General features: G+C 69.5%; 19 protein-coding genes. 4 read left to right on the forward strand and 15 right to left on the reverse strand.

The features are described 5' to 3' along the window. Nucleotides 1-72 precede the first annotated feature (72 nt). Nucleotides 73-1,218 carry an endo-1,4-beta-xylanase gene (locus HD557_RS05140; RefSeq protein ID WP_196873131.1) on the forward strand — a complete coding sequence of 382 codons (1,146 nt, stop codon included), beginning with the start codon at nt 73-75 and terminating at the stop codon, nt 1,216-1,218. Between the two features lie 89 nt (nt 1,219-1,307). Continuing rightward, nucleotides 1,308-1,496 (forward strand): hypothetical protein, encoded by a 189-nt coding sequence (locus HD557_RS05145; protein WP_196873132.1) that lies wholly within the window; start codon nt 1,308-1,310, stop codon nt 1,494-1,496. Nucleotides 1,497-1,508: 12 nt separating this feature from the next. Here the strand turns inward: HD557_RS05145 and HD557_RS05150 are convergent, their stop codons facing one another. The 10 genes from HD557_RS05150 to HD557_RS05195 all read right to left on the reverse strand — a co-directional run bounded on the left by HD557_RS05150 (nt 1,509) and on the right by HD557_RS05195 (nt 11,912). Further along, nucleotides 1,509-3,008, reverse strand: a complete 1,500-nt coding sequence (locus HD557_RS05150) for a CoA-acylating methylmalonate-semialdehyde dehydrogenase (RefSeq protein WP_196873133.1) — start codon at nt 3,006-3,008, stop codon at nt 1,509-1,511. A 19-nt stretch (nt 3,009-3,027) separates the two neighbouring features. Then, a complete protein-coding gene (locus HD557_RS05155; protein ID WP_008362028.1) occupies nt 3,028-4,329 on the reverse strand; it encodes an aspartate aminotransferase family protein in 1,302 nt (433 codons plus the stop codon). A 153-nt stretch (nt 4,330-4,482) separates the two neighbouring features. Beyond that, complete coding sequence (locus HD557_RS05160) at nt 4,483-5,607, reverse strand: ABC transporter substrate-binding protein (RefSeq protein ID WP_196873134.1); 1,125 nt, start codon at nt 5,605-5,607, stop codon at nt 4,483-4,485. After that, nucleotides 5,607-6,386, reverse strand: a complete 780-nt coding sequence (locus HD557_RS05165; protein WP_196873135.1) for an ABC transporter permease — start codon at nt 6,384-6,386, stop codon at nt 5,607-5,609. The genes HD557_RS05160 and HD557_RS05165 overlap by 1 nt, the downstream gene beginning before the upstream one ends. Further along, entirely contained in the window at nt 6,383-7,249 is an 867-nt protein-coding gene (locus tag HD557_RS05170; protein ID WP_196873136.1) for an ABC transporter ATP-binding protein, read from the reverse strand. The genes HD557_RS05165 and HD557_RS05170 overlap by 4 nt, the downstream gene beginning before the upstream one ends. Beyond that, nucleotides 7,246-8,124 carry an ABC transporter permease gene (locus tag HD557_RS05175; RefSeq protein ID WP_196873137.1) on the reverse strand — a complete coding sequence of 293 codons (879 nt, stop codon included), beginning with the start codon at nt 8,122-8,124 and terminating at the stop codon, nt 7,246-7,248. Before HD557_RS05175 ends, HD557_RS05170 begins: the two co-directional genes overlap by 4 nt. Nucleotides 8,125-8,126: 2 nt before the next feature. Then, nucleotides 8,127-9,152, reverse strand: a complete 1,026-nt coding sequence (locus tag HD557_RS05180) for a TIGR03842 family LLM class F420-dependent oxidoreductase (protein ID WP_196873138.1) — start codon at nt 9,150-9,152, stop codon at nt 8,127-8,129. A gap of 4 nt (nt 9,153-9,156) precedes the next feature. Further along, entirely contained in the window at nt 9,157-10,590 is a 1,434-nt protein-coding gene (gene hydA / locus HD557_RS05185) for a dihydropyrimidinase (RefSeq protein WP_008362037.1), read from the reverse strand. Nucleotides 10,591-10,600: 10 nt separating this feature from the next. After that, nucleotides 10,601-11,449 (reverse strand): nitrilase-related carbon-nitrogen hydrolase, encoded by an 849-nt coding sequence (locus HD557_RS05190; RefSeq protein WP_196873139.1) that lies wholly within the window; start codon nt 11,447-11,449, stop codon nt 10,601-10,603. 163 nt (nt 11,450-11,612) lie between these two features. Beyond that, entirely contained in the window at nt 11,613-11,912 is a 300-nt protein-coding gene (locus tag HD557_RS05195; protein WP_040756489.1) for a hypothetical protein, read from the reverse strand. 250 nt (nt 11,913-12,162) lie between these two features. Here HD557_RS05195 and HD557_RS05200 point away from each other — a divergent pair, with 250 nt between their 5' ends. Both HD557_RS05200 and HD557_RS05205 read left to right on the forward strand, forming a co-directional pair. After that, nucleotides 12,163-13,440, forward strand: a complete 1,278-nt coding sequence (locus HD557_RS05200) for a DUF445 domain-containing protein (protein ID WP_008362042.1) — start codon at nt 12,163-12,165, stop codon at nt 13,438-13,440. A gap of 94 nt (nt 13,441-13,534) precedes the next feature. Then, nucleotides 13,535-13,777 carry an RNA-binding S4 domain-containing protein gene (locus HD557_RS05205; RefSeq protein WP_008362043.1) on the forward strand — a complete coding sequence of 81 codons (243 nt, stop codon included), beginning with the start codon at nt 13,535-13,537 and terminating at the stop codon, nt 13,775-13,777. Nucleotides 13,778-13,911: 134 nt separating this feature from the next. Here HD557_RS05205 and HD557_RS05210 read toward each other — a convergent pair whose 3' ends face one another. The 5 genes from HD557_RS05210 to HD557_RS05230 all read right to left on the reverse strand — a co-directional run bounded on the left by HD557_RS05210 (nt 13,912) and on the right by HD557_RS05230 (nt 19,047). Next, on the reverse strand, nt 13,912-14,286 hold the full coding sequence (locus HD557_RS05210) for an FKBP-type peptidyl-prolyl cis-trans isomerase (protein WP_008362044.1): 375 nt from the start codon (nt 14,284-14,286) through the stop codon (nt 13,912-13,914). 6 nt (nt 14,287-14,292) lie between these two features. Beyond that, nucleotides 14,293-16,914, reverse strand: a complete 2,622-nt coding sequence (locus tag HD557_RS05215) for a DUF4153 domain-containing protein (RefSeq protein ID WP_196873140.1) — start codon at nt 16,912-16,914, stop codon at nt 14,293-14,295. Then, entirely contained in the window at nt 16,911-17,612 is a 702-nt protein-coding gene (locus HD557_RS28905) for a response regulator transcription factor (protein ID WP_040756491.1), read from the reverse strand. The genes HD557_RS05215 and HD557_RS28905 overlap by 4 nt, the downstream gene beginning before the upstream one ends. A gap of 77 nt (nt 17,613-17,689) precedes the next feature. Continuing rightward, complete coding sequence (locus HD557_RS05225) at nt 17,690-18,121, reverse strand: CBS domain-containing protein (RefSeq protein ID WP_008362047.1); 432 nt, start codon at nt 18,119-18,121, stop codon at nt 17,690-17,692. Nucleotides 18,122-18,174: 53 nt separating this feature from the next. Next, complete coding sequence (locus HD557_RS05230; protein WP_008362048.1) at nt 18,175-19,047, reverse strand: inositol monophosphatase family protein; 873 nt, start codon at nt 19,045-19,047, stop codon at nt 18,175-18,177. Between the last annotated feature and the right edge of the window lie 8 nt (nt 19,048-19,055).

A 19,055-nucleotide genomic window follows, 5' to 3' on the forward strand; every position in this document is an offset into this window, starting at 1 on the left:
GACAACGATTGACAACCCCGCTCCACCAAGGCCAGTCTGTGATGCCGATCACACTTATTGACTGGAGGCACCGTGAAAATTCGCTATCTGGCCGCCGCCGTCGCCGCGACGGTCGCAGTCGCCGGCACCGCGTCATCCACCGCTTACGCTGAGCCGCGAGGCTTCCAGCCCCCGTCGGACTCGCTCCGCTCCTACGGCTCCCAGATCGGCCTGCGCGTCGGGGTCGCGGTCAACCCCGAGGTGCTGGCCGACGACGTGCTCGCCGGCATCGCCGCCGACGAGTTCTCCAGCCTCACCCCCGAGAACGAGATGAAGTGGGAGACCGTCGAGCCCACCCGCGGCACCTACGACTGGTCGGGTGCCGACGCCGTCGTCGAGTTCGCCGAGGCCCATGGCCAGAAGGTGCGCGGTCACACCCTGCTCTGGCACAACCAGAACCCGGCCTGGCTGACCGAGGGCGTCGCCAACGGGACGATCAGCGCCGGCGAGCTCCGCGCGATCCTCAAGAAGCACATCACCGACGAGGTCCGCCACTTCCGCGGCAAGGTCTACCAGTGGGACGTCGCCAACGAGTTCTTCGCCGACTCCTGGAGCCCCGCCCCGCTCCCCAACGGCATGAACGGCGACAACTTCTGGATCAAGCACCTCGGCACCGGCATCGTCGCCGACGCCTTCCGCTGGGCCCATGCCGCCGACCCCAAGGCCCAGCTGTTCTACAACGACTACAACATCGCCGGTGAGGACGGGAACAGCGCCAAGTCGACCGCGGTCTACAACTGGGCCAAGGAGCTGATCGCCCAGGGTGTGCCGATCCACGGGATCGGCAACCAGGGTCACCTCGACACCCAGTACGGCTTCTCCGGCGAGCGGTTCCGCGCCGACCTGCAGCGCTACGCCGACCTGGGGCTGAAGGTCGCCGTCACCGAGGCCGACGTACGCACCTTCGTCGACTCCGCCGAGACCCAGGTCCCGACGGACAATCTGGCGCTCTTCGCCCATCCCTACGAGTTCTCGCAGATGCTCCAGGCCTGTCTGGCCGTACGCGCCTGCACCTCGTTCACGGTCTGGGGCATCGACGACACCCACTCGTGGGTACCGGGCTGGTTCGAAGGACAGGGCTACGCGCTGCTCTGGGACGTGAACAAGCAGCCCAAGGTGGCGTACACCACGCTGAAGCAGGACCTGCGGCTGGCTCTGGGGGCGCCCCGTCGCCGCTGAGGCAGCCGAGCCACAGCTGGTCGTGGCGACTCCCGCCCGCCGGTGGTCTACTGGAGACCGAGCACATCGATCGATCTGAGCGAGGGTAGATGAGCGAGTACGCAGCAGAAGCAGACCTCGAGGAGCAGGCGACCGACGTCGTGAAGACCACCGTCGACGACGAGGCGCCGCTGGACGCCGAGGAGACCGCCACCTCGGCGCCGGACGACGTCGACGAGGCCGACTACGCCGAGCAGAAGCTCGACGCGGGCGGCCCCGACGACGACTACGACTACTGACCGGGTAGGCGGCTAGGAGTTCTGCGGGAACCCGAGGTTGATCCCGCCGTGCGAGGGGTCGAGCCACCGGGTGGTGACGGCCTTCTCGCGGGTGAAGAAGTCCAGCCCGGCGGGACCGTAGGCCTTCGCATCGCCGAACAGCGACGCCTTCCAGCCGCCGAAGGAGTGGTAGGCGACCGGCACGGGGATCGGCACGTTCACACCGACCATGCCGACCTGCACCTCACGCTGGAACCGGCGCGCAGCGCCGCCGTCGTTGGTGAAGATCGCGGTGCCGTTGCCGAACTGGCCCGAGTTGATCAGCTCCAGGCCCTCCTCGTAGCCGGAGACGCGGACGACCGAGAGCACCGGGCCGAAGATCTCCTCGGTGTAGACGGTCGAGGTGGTCGGCACCCGGTCGACCAACGTCGGCCCGACCCAGAACCCGTTGGGGTCGCCGTCCACGTCGATCCCGCGGCCGTCGACGACGACCTCGGCGCCGTCGGCGGCCGCCACGTCGACATAGCTCGCCACCTTGTCGCGGTGAGCCCCGGTGATCAGCGGGCCCATGTCGGTGCCGCGGGTGCCGTCGCCGGTCTTGAGCGTGGCCATCCGGGAGGTGATCTTCGAGATCAGGCTGTCGGCCACCGAGTCGACCGCGAGCACCACCGAGATCGCCATGCAGCGCTCACCGGCCGATCCGAAGCCCGCGTTGACCGCCGAGTCGGCGACCAGGTCGAGGTCGGCGTCGGGCAGGACGAGCATGTGGTTCTTCGCACCGCCGAGCGCTTGGACGCGCTTGCCGGCGGCGGTGCCGCGCTCGTAGACGTAGCGGGCGATCGGGGTGGAGCCGACGAAGGAGATCGAGGCGACGTCGGGGTTGTCGAGGAGCGCGTCGACCGCCTCCTTGTCACCGTGGACGACGTTGTAGACGCCGTCGGGCAACCCCGCCTCGGCCCACAGCTCCGCGATCCAGTTCGACGCGGTCGGGTCCTTCTCCGACGGCTTGATCACCACCGTGTTGCCGGCCGCGATCGCGATCGGGAAGAACCACATCGGCACCATCGCCGGGAAGTTGAACGGGCTGATGATGCCCACGACCCCGAGCGGCTGCTTCAGGGTGGTCACGTCGACCCCGGTGGAGACCTGCTCGGAGACGGTGCCCTTGAGCAGGTGGGAGAGCCCGCAGGCGAACTCGACGACCTCGAGCCCGCGGGCGATCTCGCCGGCGGCGTCCGAGAGCACCTTGCCGTGCTCGGCGGTCAGGATCTCGGCGAGCTCGCCCTTGCGGGCGTTGAGCAGCTCGCGGAACTTGAAGAGCACGGCCGTACGCCGCGTCAGCGAGGTCTCGCTCCACTCGTCGTAGGCCTTCTTCGCCGCGGTGACGGCGGTGTCGACGTCGGCGGCCGAGGCGAAGCGTACGTGCTTCTGGACGGTGCCCAACGCGGGGTTGTAGACGTCGCCGAGACGGGTGCCGGTGCCGGGGTTGGTGGCCCCGCCGATCCAGTGGTCGAGGATGGGGAGATCGGTCATTTCATGCGTCCTTTGAGTGTTACAGCGAGCCGAGCACGTCGTCGTAGATCGAGATCGCCTCGGCGACCTCGTCGGGGGTGACGACGCACGGAGGCACCACGTGGATGCGGTTCTCCATGATGAACGGGATCAGGTTGCGGGCGATGAGGTCGGACTTGATCCGGCCCATCGTCGCCGCCGGGAGCGGCTCCCGCGTCTCGCGGTCGGCGACGAGCTCGAGGGCCCAGAAGACCCCGGTGCCGCGCACCTCGCCGATCACGTCGTGCTTCTCGGCCAGCGCGGCCAGCCCGGGGGCGATGTGGTCGGTGCCGATGGTCGCGGCGTTGTCGACGATGCCCTCCTCGTTCATCGCCTCGATGGTCGCCACGATCGACGCCATCGCGAGCGGGTGGCCGGAGTAGGTGAGGCCGCCGGGGAAGACCTGGTCGTCGAAGGTCGCCGCGACCGGGTCGGAGATGATCACCCCACCGGCCGGTACGTAGCCCGAGTTGACCCCCTTGGCGAAGGTGATCAGGTCGGGGACGACGTCGTAGGCGTCCAGCGCGAGCCACTCGCCGGTGCGGCCGAAGCCGGCCATGACCTCGTCGAGGATGAGTACGATCCCGAACTCGTCGGCCAGCGCCCTCACCCCAGGGAGATAGCCCGGGGGCGGGATCATGATCCCGGCCGTGCCCGGGATGGTCTCGAGGAGGATCGCCGCGATGGAGGCGGGACCCTCGGCCTCGATGACCCGGCGCAGGTGGTGGAGGGCGCGCTCGGACTCCTGCTCCGGCGTGGTCGCCCAGAACTCCGAGCGGTAGAGGTAGGGGCCGAAGAAGTGCACGTGGCCGCGGGCGTACTCGTTCGGGATCCGTCGCCAGTCGCCCGTCGCGACGATCGCGGCGCCGGTGTTGCCGTGGTAGGAGCGGTAGGTCGAGAGCACCTTGTCGCGGCCGGTGTGGATCCTGGCCATCCGGATCGCGTTCTCGATCGCGTCGGCGCCGGCGTTGGTGAAGAAGACCTTGTTGAAGCCGACCGGTGCGATGTCGGTGATCCGCTCGGCGGCCTCGCCACGAGCCAGGTTGGCCGTCGTCGGCGCGATCGTGGTCAGCGTCTCGGCCTGCTTCTTGATCGCCTCCACCACCCGGGGGTGCTGGTGGCCGATGTTGGTGTTGACCAGCTGGGAGGAGAAGTCGAGGTAGGTGTGCCCCGAGTCGTCCCACACACGCGAGCCCTGCCCGCCGGCGATGACGAGCGGCTTCAGCGACGCCTGGGCGGACCAGGAGTGGAAGACGTGGGATCGGTCGAGGTCGTACGCGCGGGCGTCGCTGGCGCTGGTCAAGGCTGTCCCCTGGGGTGCGTGGATGGACATGGATCTGGCACTCACTCTACGCCGGAAACAGCAACGTAGCCGCCGAACAAGAGTACCGATTACGACGGTATATCAGGTCGACGGCTACGTTTTCGTTACATTGAGGTGCCATGCGCGACTGAATCACGCGCCACCAGCGGTGACCTCCACCTCGATGGGCTTGAAGTCGGTGCCCTTGCTGTCGACCTCGTCGCCGAGCTCGTCGAGCGCCTTCTCGATGTACTCGTTGGAGTAGGCCGTCTCCGGCGGAGCCTTGGTGATCAGCTTCTCGCCCTTCTCGTTGGTCGCCGAGAGCGCGCCGTCGACGGTCTGCTTCCAGGCCGCCTCGTCGATGACCCCGACCCCGTTCTCGGCCGGCCAGATGAGCTTGTTGGTCTCGTTGAGCATCCACAGCTCGTGGGAGGGGCCCCAGGTCGACTCGTGCTCGGCCATGGTCGGGGCGACCTCCTCGGCGTTGTCGCGGGCGTAGGCCCAGCCCTTGACGACCGCCTTGAGGAACTTGACGGTCGTCTCCTCGTAGTCGGCGTCCGAGGAGAGTCGCTCGGTGTCGGCCCAGAGGGCGTCCTGCAGCATCGCGCCCTCGGTGTCCTCGTAGGAGATGACGTTGAAGTCGGAGGGCTGGTAGAGCTTCCCGGTCTTGGGGTTCTCGGCCTCCAGCAGCTGGGCGTACTCGTTGTAGGTCATCGCCTGCGCCGCGTCGATGTCGCCCTGGAGGAACGCGTTCATGTTGAAGTCCTGGGTGACGATCGAGACGGACTTGGAGTCGAGTCCCTCCGCGGCCATCGCGGCGAAGATCTCCCACTCGTTGCCGAAGCCCCACGAACCGATCTTCTTGCCCTCGAAGTCCGCGACCGACTCGATGCCGGAGTCTGCCCAGGAGACCTGCAGAGTGCCCGAGCGCTGGAAGATCTGGGCGACGTTGGTCAGCTCGGCACCGGCCTCGATCGAGCCCAGCACCTTCGGCACCCAGGCGACGGCGTAGTCGACGTCGCCGTTGGCCAGGGCGTCCTGCGGCACGATGTCGCCGCCCGAGGGGATGATCTCGACGTCGAGCCCCTCGTCCTCGAAGAAGCCCTGGTCCATCGCCGCGTAGTAGCCGGCGAACTGCGACTGCGGCAGCCACTGCAGCTGCAGCTTGACCTGGGTCAGGTCGCCGTCTCCCTCGCTCTCCGAGCTGCCGCACGAGGCGAGCCCCAGTGCCAGCGTCAAGGCGGCCGCGGCCGCCAGTCCCTGTCGTACGCGTCCCATCATCGTTTCCTCCGGTGGTCGAGGTGTTGCCCGTAGGCCCTGTGCGCCAGCCGCTCCAGCGCGGCTGTGATCGCGAAGACCAGCAGGCCGAGCACGATCGCGCCCCCGACGTACGCGAATGCCCGGGCATGGTTGGTGGTCGCGGCGTTCTTGATGGCGCTGCCGAGTCCGTTGTTGACGCCGCCGAAGTACTCCGCGACCAGCGCCGAGATGACCGCAAGCGACCCTGCCACGCGTAGCCCGGTGAGGGCGTACGGGATCGCGACGGGGAGCGTGACGGTGCGGAAGCGCTGCACCGGCCCGGCGGCGTACGTCCTCATCAGGTCGCGCTGCAGGGGAGTGGTCTGCCGCAGCCCGCGGAGGGTGTTGACGAAGACGGGTACGAACGCGGCGATGCCGCCGATGATGCGCCGAGGGGACTCCTGGTCGGTGCCGAGCATCGTGTAGAGCAGCGGCGCGATCGCGACGATCGGGATGACCGCGAGGACCGCGACCAGGGGGCCGAGCATGCCGTCGAAGAGCCGGGCGGTCGCGGCGATGCCGGCGAGCGCGATGCCCAGGACGGCGCCCGCGGCCAGGCCCCACAGCGAGTTGACCGCGGTGACCCGGAAGGCTGCCCGGATCGGCTCCCAGCTCTCCCCGAGCGCGGTGACGACCTCGCCGGGGCCGGGAAGGAAGAACGTTCCGATGCCGAGCACGTCGACGGTGAGCGCCCACAGGGCCAGGCCGAGCAGCCCCACCACGAGCGGGGCGAGCAGGCGTGCGGGCGACAGTGTCATGCGCCGGCTCCCTCGGGGGCGCGCTCGTCGGGGGCGGGTCTCGCGTGCAGCGCCTCGCGGACCTCGGTGACCAGCTCGTAGAAGCGCTCCGACTCGCGCAGCGCCTCGTCGCGGACGACGTCGGGGCCGATCCCGGTGTCCACGATCCGGGTGATCCGGCCCGGCCGCGGCGACATCACCACCACCCGTTCGGAGAGGAAGGCCGCTTCCGGGATCGAGTGGGTGACGAAGACGACCGCGGCTCCGGTCTCGCGGACCAGCCGGGACAGCTCGGTCTGGAGCCGCTCGCGGGTCATCTCGTCGAGCGCGCCGAACGGCTCGTCCATCAGCAGCAGCCGAGGTTGCTCGGCGAGGGCGCGGGCGATCGCCACCCGCTGCTGCATGCCGCCGGAGAGCTGGTCCGGGTAGTGCCCGGTGAACTCCTCCAGCCCGACCAGCGCCGCCAGCTCGGCGACCCGCTCCTGCCGCCTGCGCCTGGAGACCTTGTGCAGCTCCAGCGGCACGGCGATGTTGTCGACGACCGTACGCCACGCCAACAGGCCCGCCTGCTGGAAGGCGATCCCGTAGTCCTGGTCCCGGCGGGCGCGCGACGCGGTCTTGCCGAACACCCGCACCGTCCCCGCCGTCGGGCTCTCGAGATCGGCCACCAGCCGCATCAGCGTGGACTTGCCGCACCCCGATGGCCCGATGAGCGAGACGAACTCTCCCGGTGCGATGTCCAGGTCGATGTCGGCCAGCGCGTGCACCTGGCCCTGCTTGCTCGGGAACTGCTTGGTCACGCCGGCCAGCGAGACGGCGGTCTCGGATGTCGGCGTCGTCGTGGGGGAATCAGGGGTCACGGTGACCTTTCCGTCGTCGATCATGCCGCCTCACCCCGCCGGTAGCGCCGCAGCGCGACACCGATGAGCCAGACCACGCCGGCGGCGAGCAGTCCCAGCACGGCCGCGCCGAAGATCGGCGCCCAGGCCTTGGCCGGGTCGCCGGAGGCCTGGCCGCCGTAGCCGATCAGCTTGCGCCCGATGCCGTCCATGTAGGCGATCGAGCCCTCCGCCACGACCGTCCCGACGACGGCGGCGGCCGCCGCCAGACGCAGCGCGGAGAGCAGGTAGGGCACGGCGGCGGGCAGCTTGACCTTGCGCAGCGTGGGCCAGTAGCCGGCGTCGTACGTCGTGAAGAGCTCGATCTGCTGCACGGTCGGTGACTGCAGCCCTCGCAGCGCTCCGACAGCGATCGGGAAGAAGGCGAGGTAGGAGGCGATCACGGCGACCGACATCCACGCCGGCCACTCCCAGCCGCCGACGGCGATGTTGGAGCCCCACGACTTCACCATCGGCGCGAACGCGATCAGGGGCACCGTCTGGGACAGCACGATCCACGGCAGCAGGCCGTGCTCGGCAAGCCTGAACCGATCCATGACCAGCGCCAGCGCCAGACCGACGACGGTGCCGACGAGCAGCCCGACGCAGGCGATCCCCAGTGACACCAGCGCCGCCTGGAGGACGACCAGCCACAGCGGCGACGAGGTCGAGGCGGAGGTCTCCGGCTCGAGGAGTCGGCTGACCATCTCCCAGACGTGCGGCATCGCCAGGTCGGTCGCCCTCGGCAGGATCCGCGCCTCGCCGATGCTCCAGCCGGACTCGGGACCGAGCTGCTTGTAGCCCTCCCACAGCGCGACCACCAGGGCCAGCCCGAGCAGCCCGGCCGCCGTCCGGGTGACCCCGGTGAGGACGCGATCCACGCTCAGGCCTTTGCTGTCACGGGCCGGTTGACCCGGGGGATCACCAGATCGCCGTACGCGGCCAGGGTCTGGTCCATCGCGTCGTGCTGCAGGTAGACGGCGAACTGGTCGACCCCGAGGCTCTTCAGCTGCTCGAGCTTGGCGACCTGCTCCTCGACGGAGCCGAGGAGGCAGAACCGGTCGATGATCTCGTCGGGCACGAACCCGGTGTGGGTGTTCCCGGCCCGGCCGTGCTCGTTGTAGTCGTAGCTCTCGCGGCCCTCGATGTAGTCGGTGAGCGCCTGCGGGACCGCGCCGCTGCCGTACTTGGCGACGATGTCGGCGACGTGGTTGCCCACCATCCCGCCGAACCACCGGCACTGCTCCCGGGCGTGCGCGAGCGTCTCGGGCGACCCGTCGGTGACGTACGCAGGGGCGGCCACGCAGAACGTCAGCGACTCCGGGTCGCGGCCGGCGTCGGTGGCGGCCTTTTTGACCGCCCCGATCATCCACTCGGTGATGTCGGGGTCGGCGAGCTGCAGGATGAACCCGTCGCCGACCTCGCCGGCCGCCTTCAGCGCGAGCGGGCCGTAGGCGGCGATCCATACCTCCAGCTCGGAGCGCTTCGCCCACGGGAACTGCAGCGTGGTGCCGTTGACCTCGACCGGGCGCCGGTTGGCGAGCTCGCGGATCACCCGGGTCGCCTCGCGCATCTCCTTGATCGTGGACGGCTTCCCGTTGAGCACCCGCACCGCCGAGTCGCCGCGGCCCATGCCGCACACGGTGCGATTGCCGTACATCTCGTTGAGCGTTGCGAAGACCGACGCGGTCACCGTCCAGTCGCGGGTCGCCGGGTTGGTGACGAACGGACCGACCTTGATCGTGCGGGTCTCGGCGAGGATCTGGCTGTAGATGACGTACGGCTCCATCCACAGCAGGTGGCTGTCGAAGGTCCACACGTAGTCGAAGCCGTACGCCTCGGCCCGCTTCGCCAGGTCGACGACCCGCCAGGCGGGCGGGTTGGTCTGGAGCACCACACCGAAGTCCATGACGTCACACCAGGTACTGGGAGAGGTCGCGCTTGAGGTAGCTGCCGTGGCCCTTGGTGCCGTGGAACTCGCCGTCGGCGACGACGACGGACCCGCGGGAGAGCACCACGTCGACGTGGCCGTCGATCTCGTAGCCCTCCCAGGCGGAGTGGTCCATGTTCATGTGGTGGGTCCTGCCCTCCCCGATGCCGATGGAGGTGTGGCCGGCCGGGTCGTAGACGACGATGTCGGCGTCGGCTCCCGGCGCGATGACGCCCTTGCGACCGTAGAGCCCGAACATCCGCGCCGGCGTGGTCGCGATCAGCTCCACCCATCGTTCGAGAGTGATCTGCCCGGTCACCACACCCTGGTAGAGCAGGTCGACGCGGTGCTCGATCGAGCCGATCCCGTTGGGGATCGCCCGGAAGTCGTCCTTGCCGAGCTCCTTCTGCTCCTTCATGCAGAAGGGGCAGTGGTCGGTGGAGACCATCTGCAGGTCGTTGGTGCGCAACGCCTGCCACATCGCGTCCTGGTGGCCCTCCGCGCGCGAACGCAGCGGCGTCGAGCAGACCCACTTGGCACCCTCGAAGTCGCCCCACTCCTCCGAGGAAGCGCCGAGCTGCTCCTCGAGGGAGAGGTAGAGGTACTGCGGGCAGGTCTCGCCGAACACGTTCTTGCCCTTGTCCCGGGCGGCGGCGAGCTGCTCGACGGCCTGCTTGGCACTGACGTGCACGACGTAGAGCGGTGCCCCGGTCACGTCGGCGAGCATGATCGCGCGATGGGTGGCCTCCTCCTCCATCTGCCAGGCACGCGCGATGCCGTGGTAGTAGGGGCTCGTCTTCCCCGACTCGGCCAGCTGCGCGGCGAGCACGTCGATCGCCGGGCCGTTCTCGGCGTGCATCATGGTCAGCAGGCCGTGGTCGGTCGCCTTCTGCATCGCCCGCAGGACCTGCGCGTCGTCGGAGTAGAAGACGCCCGGGTAGGCCATGAAGAGCTTGTAGGAGGTGACCCCCTCGTCCACGAGGGTGTCCATCGCCTTGAGCGAGTCGTCGTCGACCCCGCCGATGATCTGGTGGAACCCGTAGTCGATCGCGCAGTTGCCGGCGGCCAGCTCGTGCCAGTGCGCCAGCCCGTCCTGTACGCGTTCGCCGTAGCGCTGCACCGCGAAGTCGATGATCGTCGTGGTGCCGCCCCAGGCCGCGGCCCGGGTGCCGGTCTCGAAGGTGTCGGAGGCGTTGGTGCCACCGAACGGCAGCTGCATGTGGGTGTGGGCGTCGACGCCGCCGGGGATGACGTACTTCCCGGTCGCGTCGATCGTCACGTCTGCGTCGATGGTGCCGAAAGGACTGGCTCCGGGCGAGATGAGCGCGACGATCTTCTCGCCGTCGACGAGCACGTCGGCCTGGGTGCGCCCGGTCGCGGAGACGACCGTGCCGCCCGTGATGAGCGTGGTGGTCATGCCGGCCTCCTCAGGGTCGGGGGATGGCGGTGTACGAATCGGGCCGCCGGTCGCGGTAGAACTGCCAGTCGTCGCGCATCTCCTGGACCATGTTCATGTCCAGGTCGCGTACGAGCAGTTCCTCCTTCTCGCCCGAGCCGAGCTCGCCGACGTAGTTGCCGCGGGGGTCGACGATCTGCGACATCCCGTAGAAGTTGACCGCCTCCGGGCCGTACTCGTTGTCCTCGAGGCCGACCCGGTTGGGCGCGAGCACGAAGTAGCCGTTGGCGACCGCGGCGGCGGGCTGCTCGACCTCCCACAGCCGGTTGGAGAGGCCGGGCTTGGTGGCGTTGGGGTTGAAGACCATGTGGGCCCCGTTGAGGCCGAGCTCGCGCCAGCCCTCGGGGAAGTGGCGGTCGTAGCAGATGTACATCCCCACCTTGCCGACCGCGCACTCGAAGACCGGGTAGCCCAGGTTGCCCGGGCGGAAGTAGAACTTCTCCCAGAACTTCTCCACGTGCGGCAGATGGTTCTTGCGGTACTTGCCGAGGATCGTGCCGTCGGCGTCGACCAGCACGGCGGTGTTGTAGTAGATCCCGGTGTCGGCCTCTTCGTAGATCGGCAGCACCATCACCATGCCGAGCTCCTTGGCCAGGCTCGCGAAGCGCTGCACGATCGGCCCGTCGGCCGGCTCGGCGTAGCGGTAGTACTTCTTGTCCTGGGTGATCCCGAAGTAGGGCCCGTAGAAGAGCTCCTGGAAGCAGATCACCTGGGCGCCCTGCGCGGCCGCATCACGCGCGAAGCCCTCGTGCTTGTCCAGCATGGAGACCTTGTCCCCGGTCCAGGTGGTCTGGCTGATTGCGGCCCTGACGATGGTCATGCAACTACCTCCCAGTCATGAACCCGCGGAGCTACGAGTCCCGCCATCGTTCCTGGGAGTCGTTTCCCCTGAGTTTCCTCTTAAATACAAACATGCCGCCGAGGCCCGTGGGGCTGCGACGGCAATTTTGCTGAAACTATCTCGGGCGTGAGGATTTCTTGATCTAGGCGGCGCTCGCCGGATGACGTACGACCACGTGCTCGACGGCCCTGGCGAGCTCCTCGCGGAGCTCCGGCGCGAGCTGCGGGCAGTCGACCGAGAGGAACAGCTCCATCGCGGAGCGGGTCGCGCGGGCACGATCGCCCGGCGTGCCCTCGGCAAGGGTGGGCGCGATCTCGGCGAGATGGGCGCTGGTCTCGACCACGGTGTTGCAGTCGTGCGGGGTGAGTGGGGCGCGGGCCTCCCGGCCGGCGCGGACGAGGACGCTGAGAACCTCCACCTTGGCGGCGGTGGTCAACGACATAGCGCTCCTCGACGAGTCGAACAGATGCGACCCCACACCGTCCGCGTTGTGCGACGACATGTATCTCCTCGGTGGGACGTGTGCCTCCCCCGAGGCACTCTCGCCCACTCCAACGATCAGGGGAAGGGATCGGTGACGCCCTTGGGTGCTTTGTAACTCACCTGTGGGCCAACCCGTGAGTAGCCTATAGAAACTAGGGTCCTGGTGTTGCTGTCGCCGTCGCGTGGGGCGACCCGGCACAATTGAGCCCATGAGTTCTCCTGGGGGCGTCGGCATCGGCGGCCTGATGGTCGAGACCGAGGCCGATGTCGTACGCCGCCAGGCACTGCGCCGCATGCGCATCGTCGCCACCGGGCTCCTGGTCGTGGCCGCCATCGTCTATCTGCTGACCCTGGGTATGCACGGGTTCTGGGGATTCGTGAACGCCGGCGCCGAGGCGTCCATGGTCGGCGCGATGGCCGACTGGTTCGCGGTCACCGCGCTGTTCCGTCACCCGCTCGGGCTGCCGGTGCCGCACACCGCGCTGATCCCGAAGCGGAAGGACGAGCTCGGCGCCAGCCTGGAGGAGTTCGTCCAGGACAACTTCCTGCAGGAGGAGACCATCCGCGAGCGGCTCGGCGTCGCGATGCCGTCGCTGCGGCTCGCGCTGTGGCTCTCCGAGGAGGCCAACGCCAAGCGGGTCGTCGACGAGGTCTCCACCGTGGTCGCCGACGGGCTCTCCCGGATCAGCAACCGGCACATCGTCGAGATCATCCAGGACGGGTTCGTGCCCCGCCTGCGCGAGGAGCAGATCGCGCCCCTCATCGGCGGCACGCTGCAGGCGGCGCTGGACGACGGCGTCCACCACGGCCTGGTCGACCTGGCGCTGGTCGAGCTGCACGGCTGGCTCGAGGAGAACGAGGAGATCGTCACCGAGGTGCTCGGCGAGCGCGCGCCCTGGTGGACACCACAGGTGCTGCGCGAGCCGGTGACCGCCCGCATCCACGTCGAGCTGGTCCGCTGGATCGCCGACATCCGCGACGACCCCGAGCACCGCGCCCGCAAGGCGATCGACACGATGCTCGCCGACCTCGCCGACAACCTGCAGCACGACGAGGCCACCATGGAGCGCGCCGAGCGGCTCAAGGAGCGCGTGCTCGACCACCCCGGCGTCATCAACACCGCCATCTCCATCTGGGACGCGCTGCGCCGCGCGCTGACCACCTCGCTGCGCGACCCCGAGGGCGTCGTCCGCCGCCGCGCCCTCGACGAGGTCGTCCGCTACGCCCAGAAGGTCGTCCTCGACGAGACCCTCCAGCGCCGCTACGACGCCCTCGCCTCCGACGTCGCCGTCTACGTCGTCAAACGCTACGGCCGTGAGGCGACCACCGTCATCACCCACACCATCCAGCGTTGGGACGGCAAGCAGGCCGCCCGCCGCATCGAGCTCTTCGTCGGCCGCGACCTGCAGTTCATCCGTATCAACGGCACCATCGTCGGTGGCCTCGTCGGCGTCATCATCCACACCATCACCGTCCTGGTGTCCTGACCCGCCGAGGCGTCACGTACGTCGGCCGAGGCGTCACCGCGTGCCCTCTCGGCCGATATTTGTGACGCCTCGGCGGGCGGGAGAGGATGAGAGGGTGAGCGAGCCCTTCGACGTACCCATCACCGACGAGGTCATCCGCCTCGGTCAGTTCCTGAAGCTGGCCAACCTGGTCGAGACCGGCTCGGAGGCGCGCCCGGCGATCACCGCGGGCGAGGTGAAGGTCAACGGCGAGACCGAGCTCCGCCGGGGCCGCCAGCTCCGCGTCGGCGACGTGGTCGAGTACGCCGGCCAAGCTGCCCGGGTCTCCGACGAGGCCGACTTCGACGTCCCCTGGTGACCCCCGCCGAATCGGTGGTTTCGGACGCCGAAAAGTGAGTTGTGGGCGACGAAACTGGAGTTTCGTCGCCCACAACTACGTTCTCGGCCGCCACAACTACCGACTCGGCGACCAGTTCTACTGATTCGGGTGGGTTACTTCTCGACCTTCACCAGGTCGCAGACGAAGATCAGGGTCTCGCCGGGCTTGATGACGGCACCGGCGCCGCGGTCGCCGTAGGCGAGGTGGGGCGGGATGACGAGCTGACGGCGGCCGCCGACCTTCATCCCGAGGATGCCCTGGTCCCAGCCCTGGATGACCTGGCCGATGCCGACACGGAAGTCGAGCGGCTCGCCGCGGTTGTAGGACGCGTCGAACTCCTCGCCGGTGGACAGCGCCACGCCGACGTAGTGGACCGAGACGCGGTCACGCTCGGTGGCCTCCTCGCCGTCACCGACGGTGATGTCTTTGATGACGAGGTCGGTCGGAGGGGTGGGGTCGACGAAGTCGATCTCAGGCTTCTGGCTCATGAGAAATCAGTCTACGTATCGAGTCTCGCTGGGGCACACCGCCGCCGCGTCGGCCGTGTCGGTCGTCGCGGGATAGGTCGGGGTCATGCCGTCGGCCCGCTCGCGGCCGAGGTTCCACTCCAGCCAGTCGCCCTCGCGGTCGTTGGTGCCGAGCACGCAACCGCGCAGGTCGTCGGGGAGCTTCTCGAGGGCCGGCACCGCGTCGTCGCTGAGCCCGGCGAGGAAGTCGGTGTCGATCTTCCCGGTCTCCTCGTAGCGCGAGACGTTGTGCTCGGCGATCCAGGCGTCCGGGTTGATCGCCGCGATCCCGAGCAGTGCCGCGGCACCGCTGACCAGCGCGAACCGGCCGAGCCAGAGTCCGCCGCCGATCGCGCGGCCGGCCACCGCGGCGACCAGCCCGGCGATCACCAGCAGACCGAGCCACGCCTCGAAGACGTCGACGAGCAGGCGGAGCTGGGTGAAGCCGTACGCCTCCTGGTAGAGGTGCATCCGATACAGCGCCGACCCGACGACGACCAGCGCCTCGGCGGCCAGCAGCCCGAGCGCGACCCGCAGCCACAGCCGGTCGGCCACGGTCTCCACCGGGGCCTTGCGCGCCGCCGCCCAGATCACCAGCAGGGTCAGCGCGGTCGCCACGGTGAGCTGGCCGAACCCCTGGTGGACGTATTCGGCGTACGTCAGCCCCGTCGTCTCCCGCAGGTAGTCCTCGCCGCCGAAGACCGCGGTCGCCTGGGCGATCAGGAAGGCGGCGAAGACGGCGACGACGACACCGACCGGGGCCAGCCACTCGTAGCGGTTGGCGACGGGCTGGGACGTACGCTCGCTGCGGTCGATCCGGGGCGGGTTCACGGCCAGGTAGGCGGCGCCCATCACGACCCCGAAGACGAACACGGTCATGAAGATCCGAGCCGCGAAGGTGTCGGGACGTACGTCCGGAACGAACTGGTCGACCCAGCTGCCCAGCACCGCGTCGGCGGTGGTGAACAGCAGCCCGAAGATCACCAGCCCGAGCAGCGAGAGAACCGTGGTGCGCGCGACCGCGGCTCCGTGACCGTGTCCGGAGACGCTGGTCAGCGTACGGCCCAGCCAAGGGATCCCGCGGAGACCGGCCAAGGGCCAGGAGATCCCGGTCAGCACGATCCCGAGCAGCGTCTTGGCTCCGGTCGAGGCGCAGAGGATCACCGCGATCGCGGTGAGCAGGCACAGGACGACGATCCACTCGGCGTCGCGGAACACCGCGACCGAGGAGAGCAGCGCGAACAGCACGTAGCAGACGATCGAGAACCAGCTGCGACGCCTCTCGCCCGCCAGCATCACGACCCCGCCGGCCGCGAGCAGCACGATGACCGTCCCGAGCCCGGCATTGCGGTCGGGGATCAGCAGCCCGCCGAGCAGGCCGGCGACCACAGCGCCGATGAAGAGCCCGAACCTGCCCGCGACACCGGAGTCGGGCCAGTAGGTGCCGAAGATGTCGTCGAGGACGGACGGGGTGGCGTAGGCGGCCTTGGGGTCCGTCGTGGGCGCGTCGACCGACGGGGAGGGTTCGGCGGGCTGGGCGGGTTCGGCCGCCGGGGGAGTGGTGGGCATCTGGCTCTCCTCGTGGGTGGGGGTGAGATGACTGGTGATGGGACGTGCGGGTGGCCGCAGCGGAAGGTCGACACGCACTCGGGCGCCGGCGGCCCCGGGCAACGGGTCGAGAAAGGCGATGGAGCCGCCGTGCAGGTCGGTGACCCACCGGGCGATGGCGAGCCCGAGCCCGGTCCCGCCGCCCTCGGCGGAGGCGCTGAGCGTGCCGAAGGGCTCGAAGACGCGACCCCGGTCGGCGGCCGGGACACCGGGCCCGGAGTCGAGGACCTCGAGGTGGTAGCGATCGCCGTCGAGACCGGCGCGCACGACCACCACGCCGTCGCGCGGACTGTGCCGGGAGGCGTTGTCGAGCAGGTTGACGACGAGCTGGCTGAGCCGATCGGCGTCGGCCTCGACGACAAGAGAGTCCGGCGCGTCGATCTCGTAGGTGACCGGCCGCCCGTTGACCCGTGCCTCCGCGACGCAGGCCTCCAGCAGCGGTGCGAGCTCGACCGATGACGTGCTCAACGGCGCCTTGCCGGCATCGACGCGCGCCAGGTCGAGCAGGTCCTCGACGAGCCGGCTCAGGCGCTCGGCCTGGCCGAGCGCGGTCTCGAGCGCAGCCGGGTCGGACCCGACGCCGTCCACGAGGTTCTCCAGCACGACGGTGAGAGCCGCCAGCGGCGTACGCAGCTCGTGGGAGACGTTGGCGACCAGATCGCGGCGCTGGCGGTCGACCGCGCCGAGATCGCTGGCCATCGTGTTGAACGCGCGGCCCAGCTGGCCGACCTCGTCGGCCCCGCCGGCGGGCACCGAGACCGAGTAGTCGCCCCGGGCCATCCGGCGGGCCGCGACCGTCATCTGCCGCAACGGCGAGGTCATCCCGGCCGCGAGCAGCTGGGTGACCGCGAGCGCGATCCCGATCGTGACCGGGATCGAGATCCACGGGGAGACCCCGGTGATCCGTCCGACGGAGGCGACCACCGCCGCCACCAGGGCGCTCGCCGCGACCAGCAGGCCGAGCTTGACCTTGATCGAGGAGACCCGTTCCAGCGGAGTCATTCCCCGGCCTCCAGCGCGTAGCCGACACCGTGCACGGTCCGGACCCGCGCGGACCCGATCTTGGCGCGCAGCCCCTTCACGTGGCTGTCGACGGTGCGGGTGCCCGAGGCGTCGTTCCAGCCCCAGACCTCGGCGAGCAGCCGCTCGCGGGTGACCACGGCACCCGGGTCGGCGGCCAGGCAGACCAGCAGGTCGAACTCGGTCGGCGTGAGCCTGACCTCGGACCCGTCGACCCACACCCGTCGCGCCGCCGGGTCCATCCGCAGCCCGCCGATCTCAGCCGTACGCCGCGGCGCCCCGGCCAGCTCGGCCGCCCGCTCCACGCGCCGCAGGAGCGCGTTCACCCGGGCCACCAGCTCGCGCGCCCGGAACGGCTTGGTCAGGTAGTCGTCAGCCCCGACGCCGAGCCCGACCAGCACATCGGCCTCGTCGACACGGGCGGTGAGCATGAGCACCGGCACGGGGCGTACGGCCTGGATCCGGCGGCAGACCTCGAGGCCGTCGTAGCCCGGCAGCATCACGTCGAGGACGACCAGGTCCGGCGAGGTCTCCTCGAAGCAGGAGACGGCTCCCGGCCCGTCCCACGCCCGGACGACGTCGTATCCCTCGGCGGTGAGGCGATCCGAGACGGCCTGGTTGATGACCGGCTCGTCCTCGACCACGAGAACCCGGCGCGTGGCGGTCACATGTTCTGGCACATGCTCAGGCTAGAAGCCGCAGCGGCCGGAAAGGCTGCAGAAGTTGTGAAGGTCCTGTGCAGACCTGTGGAACGGCCTTACGTCTGGTGGACGTACGCCTCGAGCTGGTCGCGCTCGAAGGCGAGCTGGTCGATGCGGTGCTTGACCAGGTCGCCGATGCTGACGATGCCGACCAGGGCGCCGTCGGCGACGACCGGCATGTGCCGGATCCGGCGCTTGGTCATGATGCCCAGGATCTCGTCGATGGTGGCGTCGGGGGCGCAGGTCTCGACCTCGGCGGTCATGATCGAGGAGACCTCGGCGGCGAGCAGCGCGTCGTTCTCGTGGAGGCGCCGCACGACGTCGCGCTCGGAGACGATCCCGGCGACGGCCGCGCCGTCGCTGCTGACGACACAGGCCCCGATGCCGTGCTCGGCGAGCACCCCGAGCAGGTCACGCACGGTGGCGGTTGATGCGATCGTGACGACTTCTGCGATCGCCTTGCGAGTGAGTACGTCCGCGATCTTCATGCATCAACGGTAGCGGCTGTGACTCGCGTCACGCCAGAGGTTCGTGTGACGGTCTACTCGCTCGCCGGACGACGGAACGCGGTGACCGACCCGGGCTGGGCGGCCGGCCAGTCGGCGTCGTTGTTGCCGTCGGGGAGCCCGCCCAGGAAGGAGAGCACCGCGTCGTGCAGGTGGCCGTTGGTGGCCAGCGCGTTGCCGCCCCACGGCCCCGGGTCACCGGCCAGCGACGTGAAGGACCCGCCGGCCTCGCGCACGATGATGTCCAGCGCGGCCATGTCGTAGACCTCGAGCTCCGGCTCGACCGCGATGTCGACGGCGCCCTCGGCGACGAGCATGTAGGACCAGAAGTCGGAGTAGGCGCGGGTGCGCCAGCAGCTCCGCATCAGCGCCAGGAAGTCCTCGAGCCGCTCGCGCTCCTCCCAGCCGTGCAGCGAGGAGTAGGACATCGAGGCGTCCTCCAGGCGGCGTACGTCCGAGACCTGGCAGCGGGTCGACTTCATCAGCGACTTGCCGGTGTGGGCCCCCTGACCCTTCGCCGCCCACCAGCGCCGCCCGAGCTGGGGCGCGGAGACGACCGACATCACGACCTCGTTGTCGACCGCGAGCGCGATCAGGGTGGCCCAGACCGGCACCCCGCGCACGAAGTTCTTCGTCCCGTCGATCGGGTCCACGATCCAGCGCCGGCTGGAGGAGCCGGAGGACCCGGACTCCTCACCGGTGATCGCGTCGCGCGTCCGCGCGCGGGAGAGCGTGCGCCGGATGGACTCCTCCACGGCCTTGTCCGCGTCCGAGACGGGGGTCAGGTCGGGCTTGGTCATGACGTGCAGGTCGAGCGCCTTGAACCGCGACGTCGACAGCGAGTCGGCGTCGTCGGCCAGCAGGTGCGCCAGCCGCAGGTCGTCGTTGTAGTCAGGAGTGCTCGCCACGAGGCATC

This window comes from Nocardioides luteus (assembly GCF_015752315.1).
Lineage (GTDB): Bacteria > Actinomycetota > Actinomycetes > Propionibacteriales > Nocardioidaceae > Nocardioides.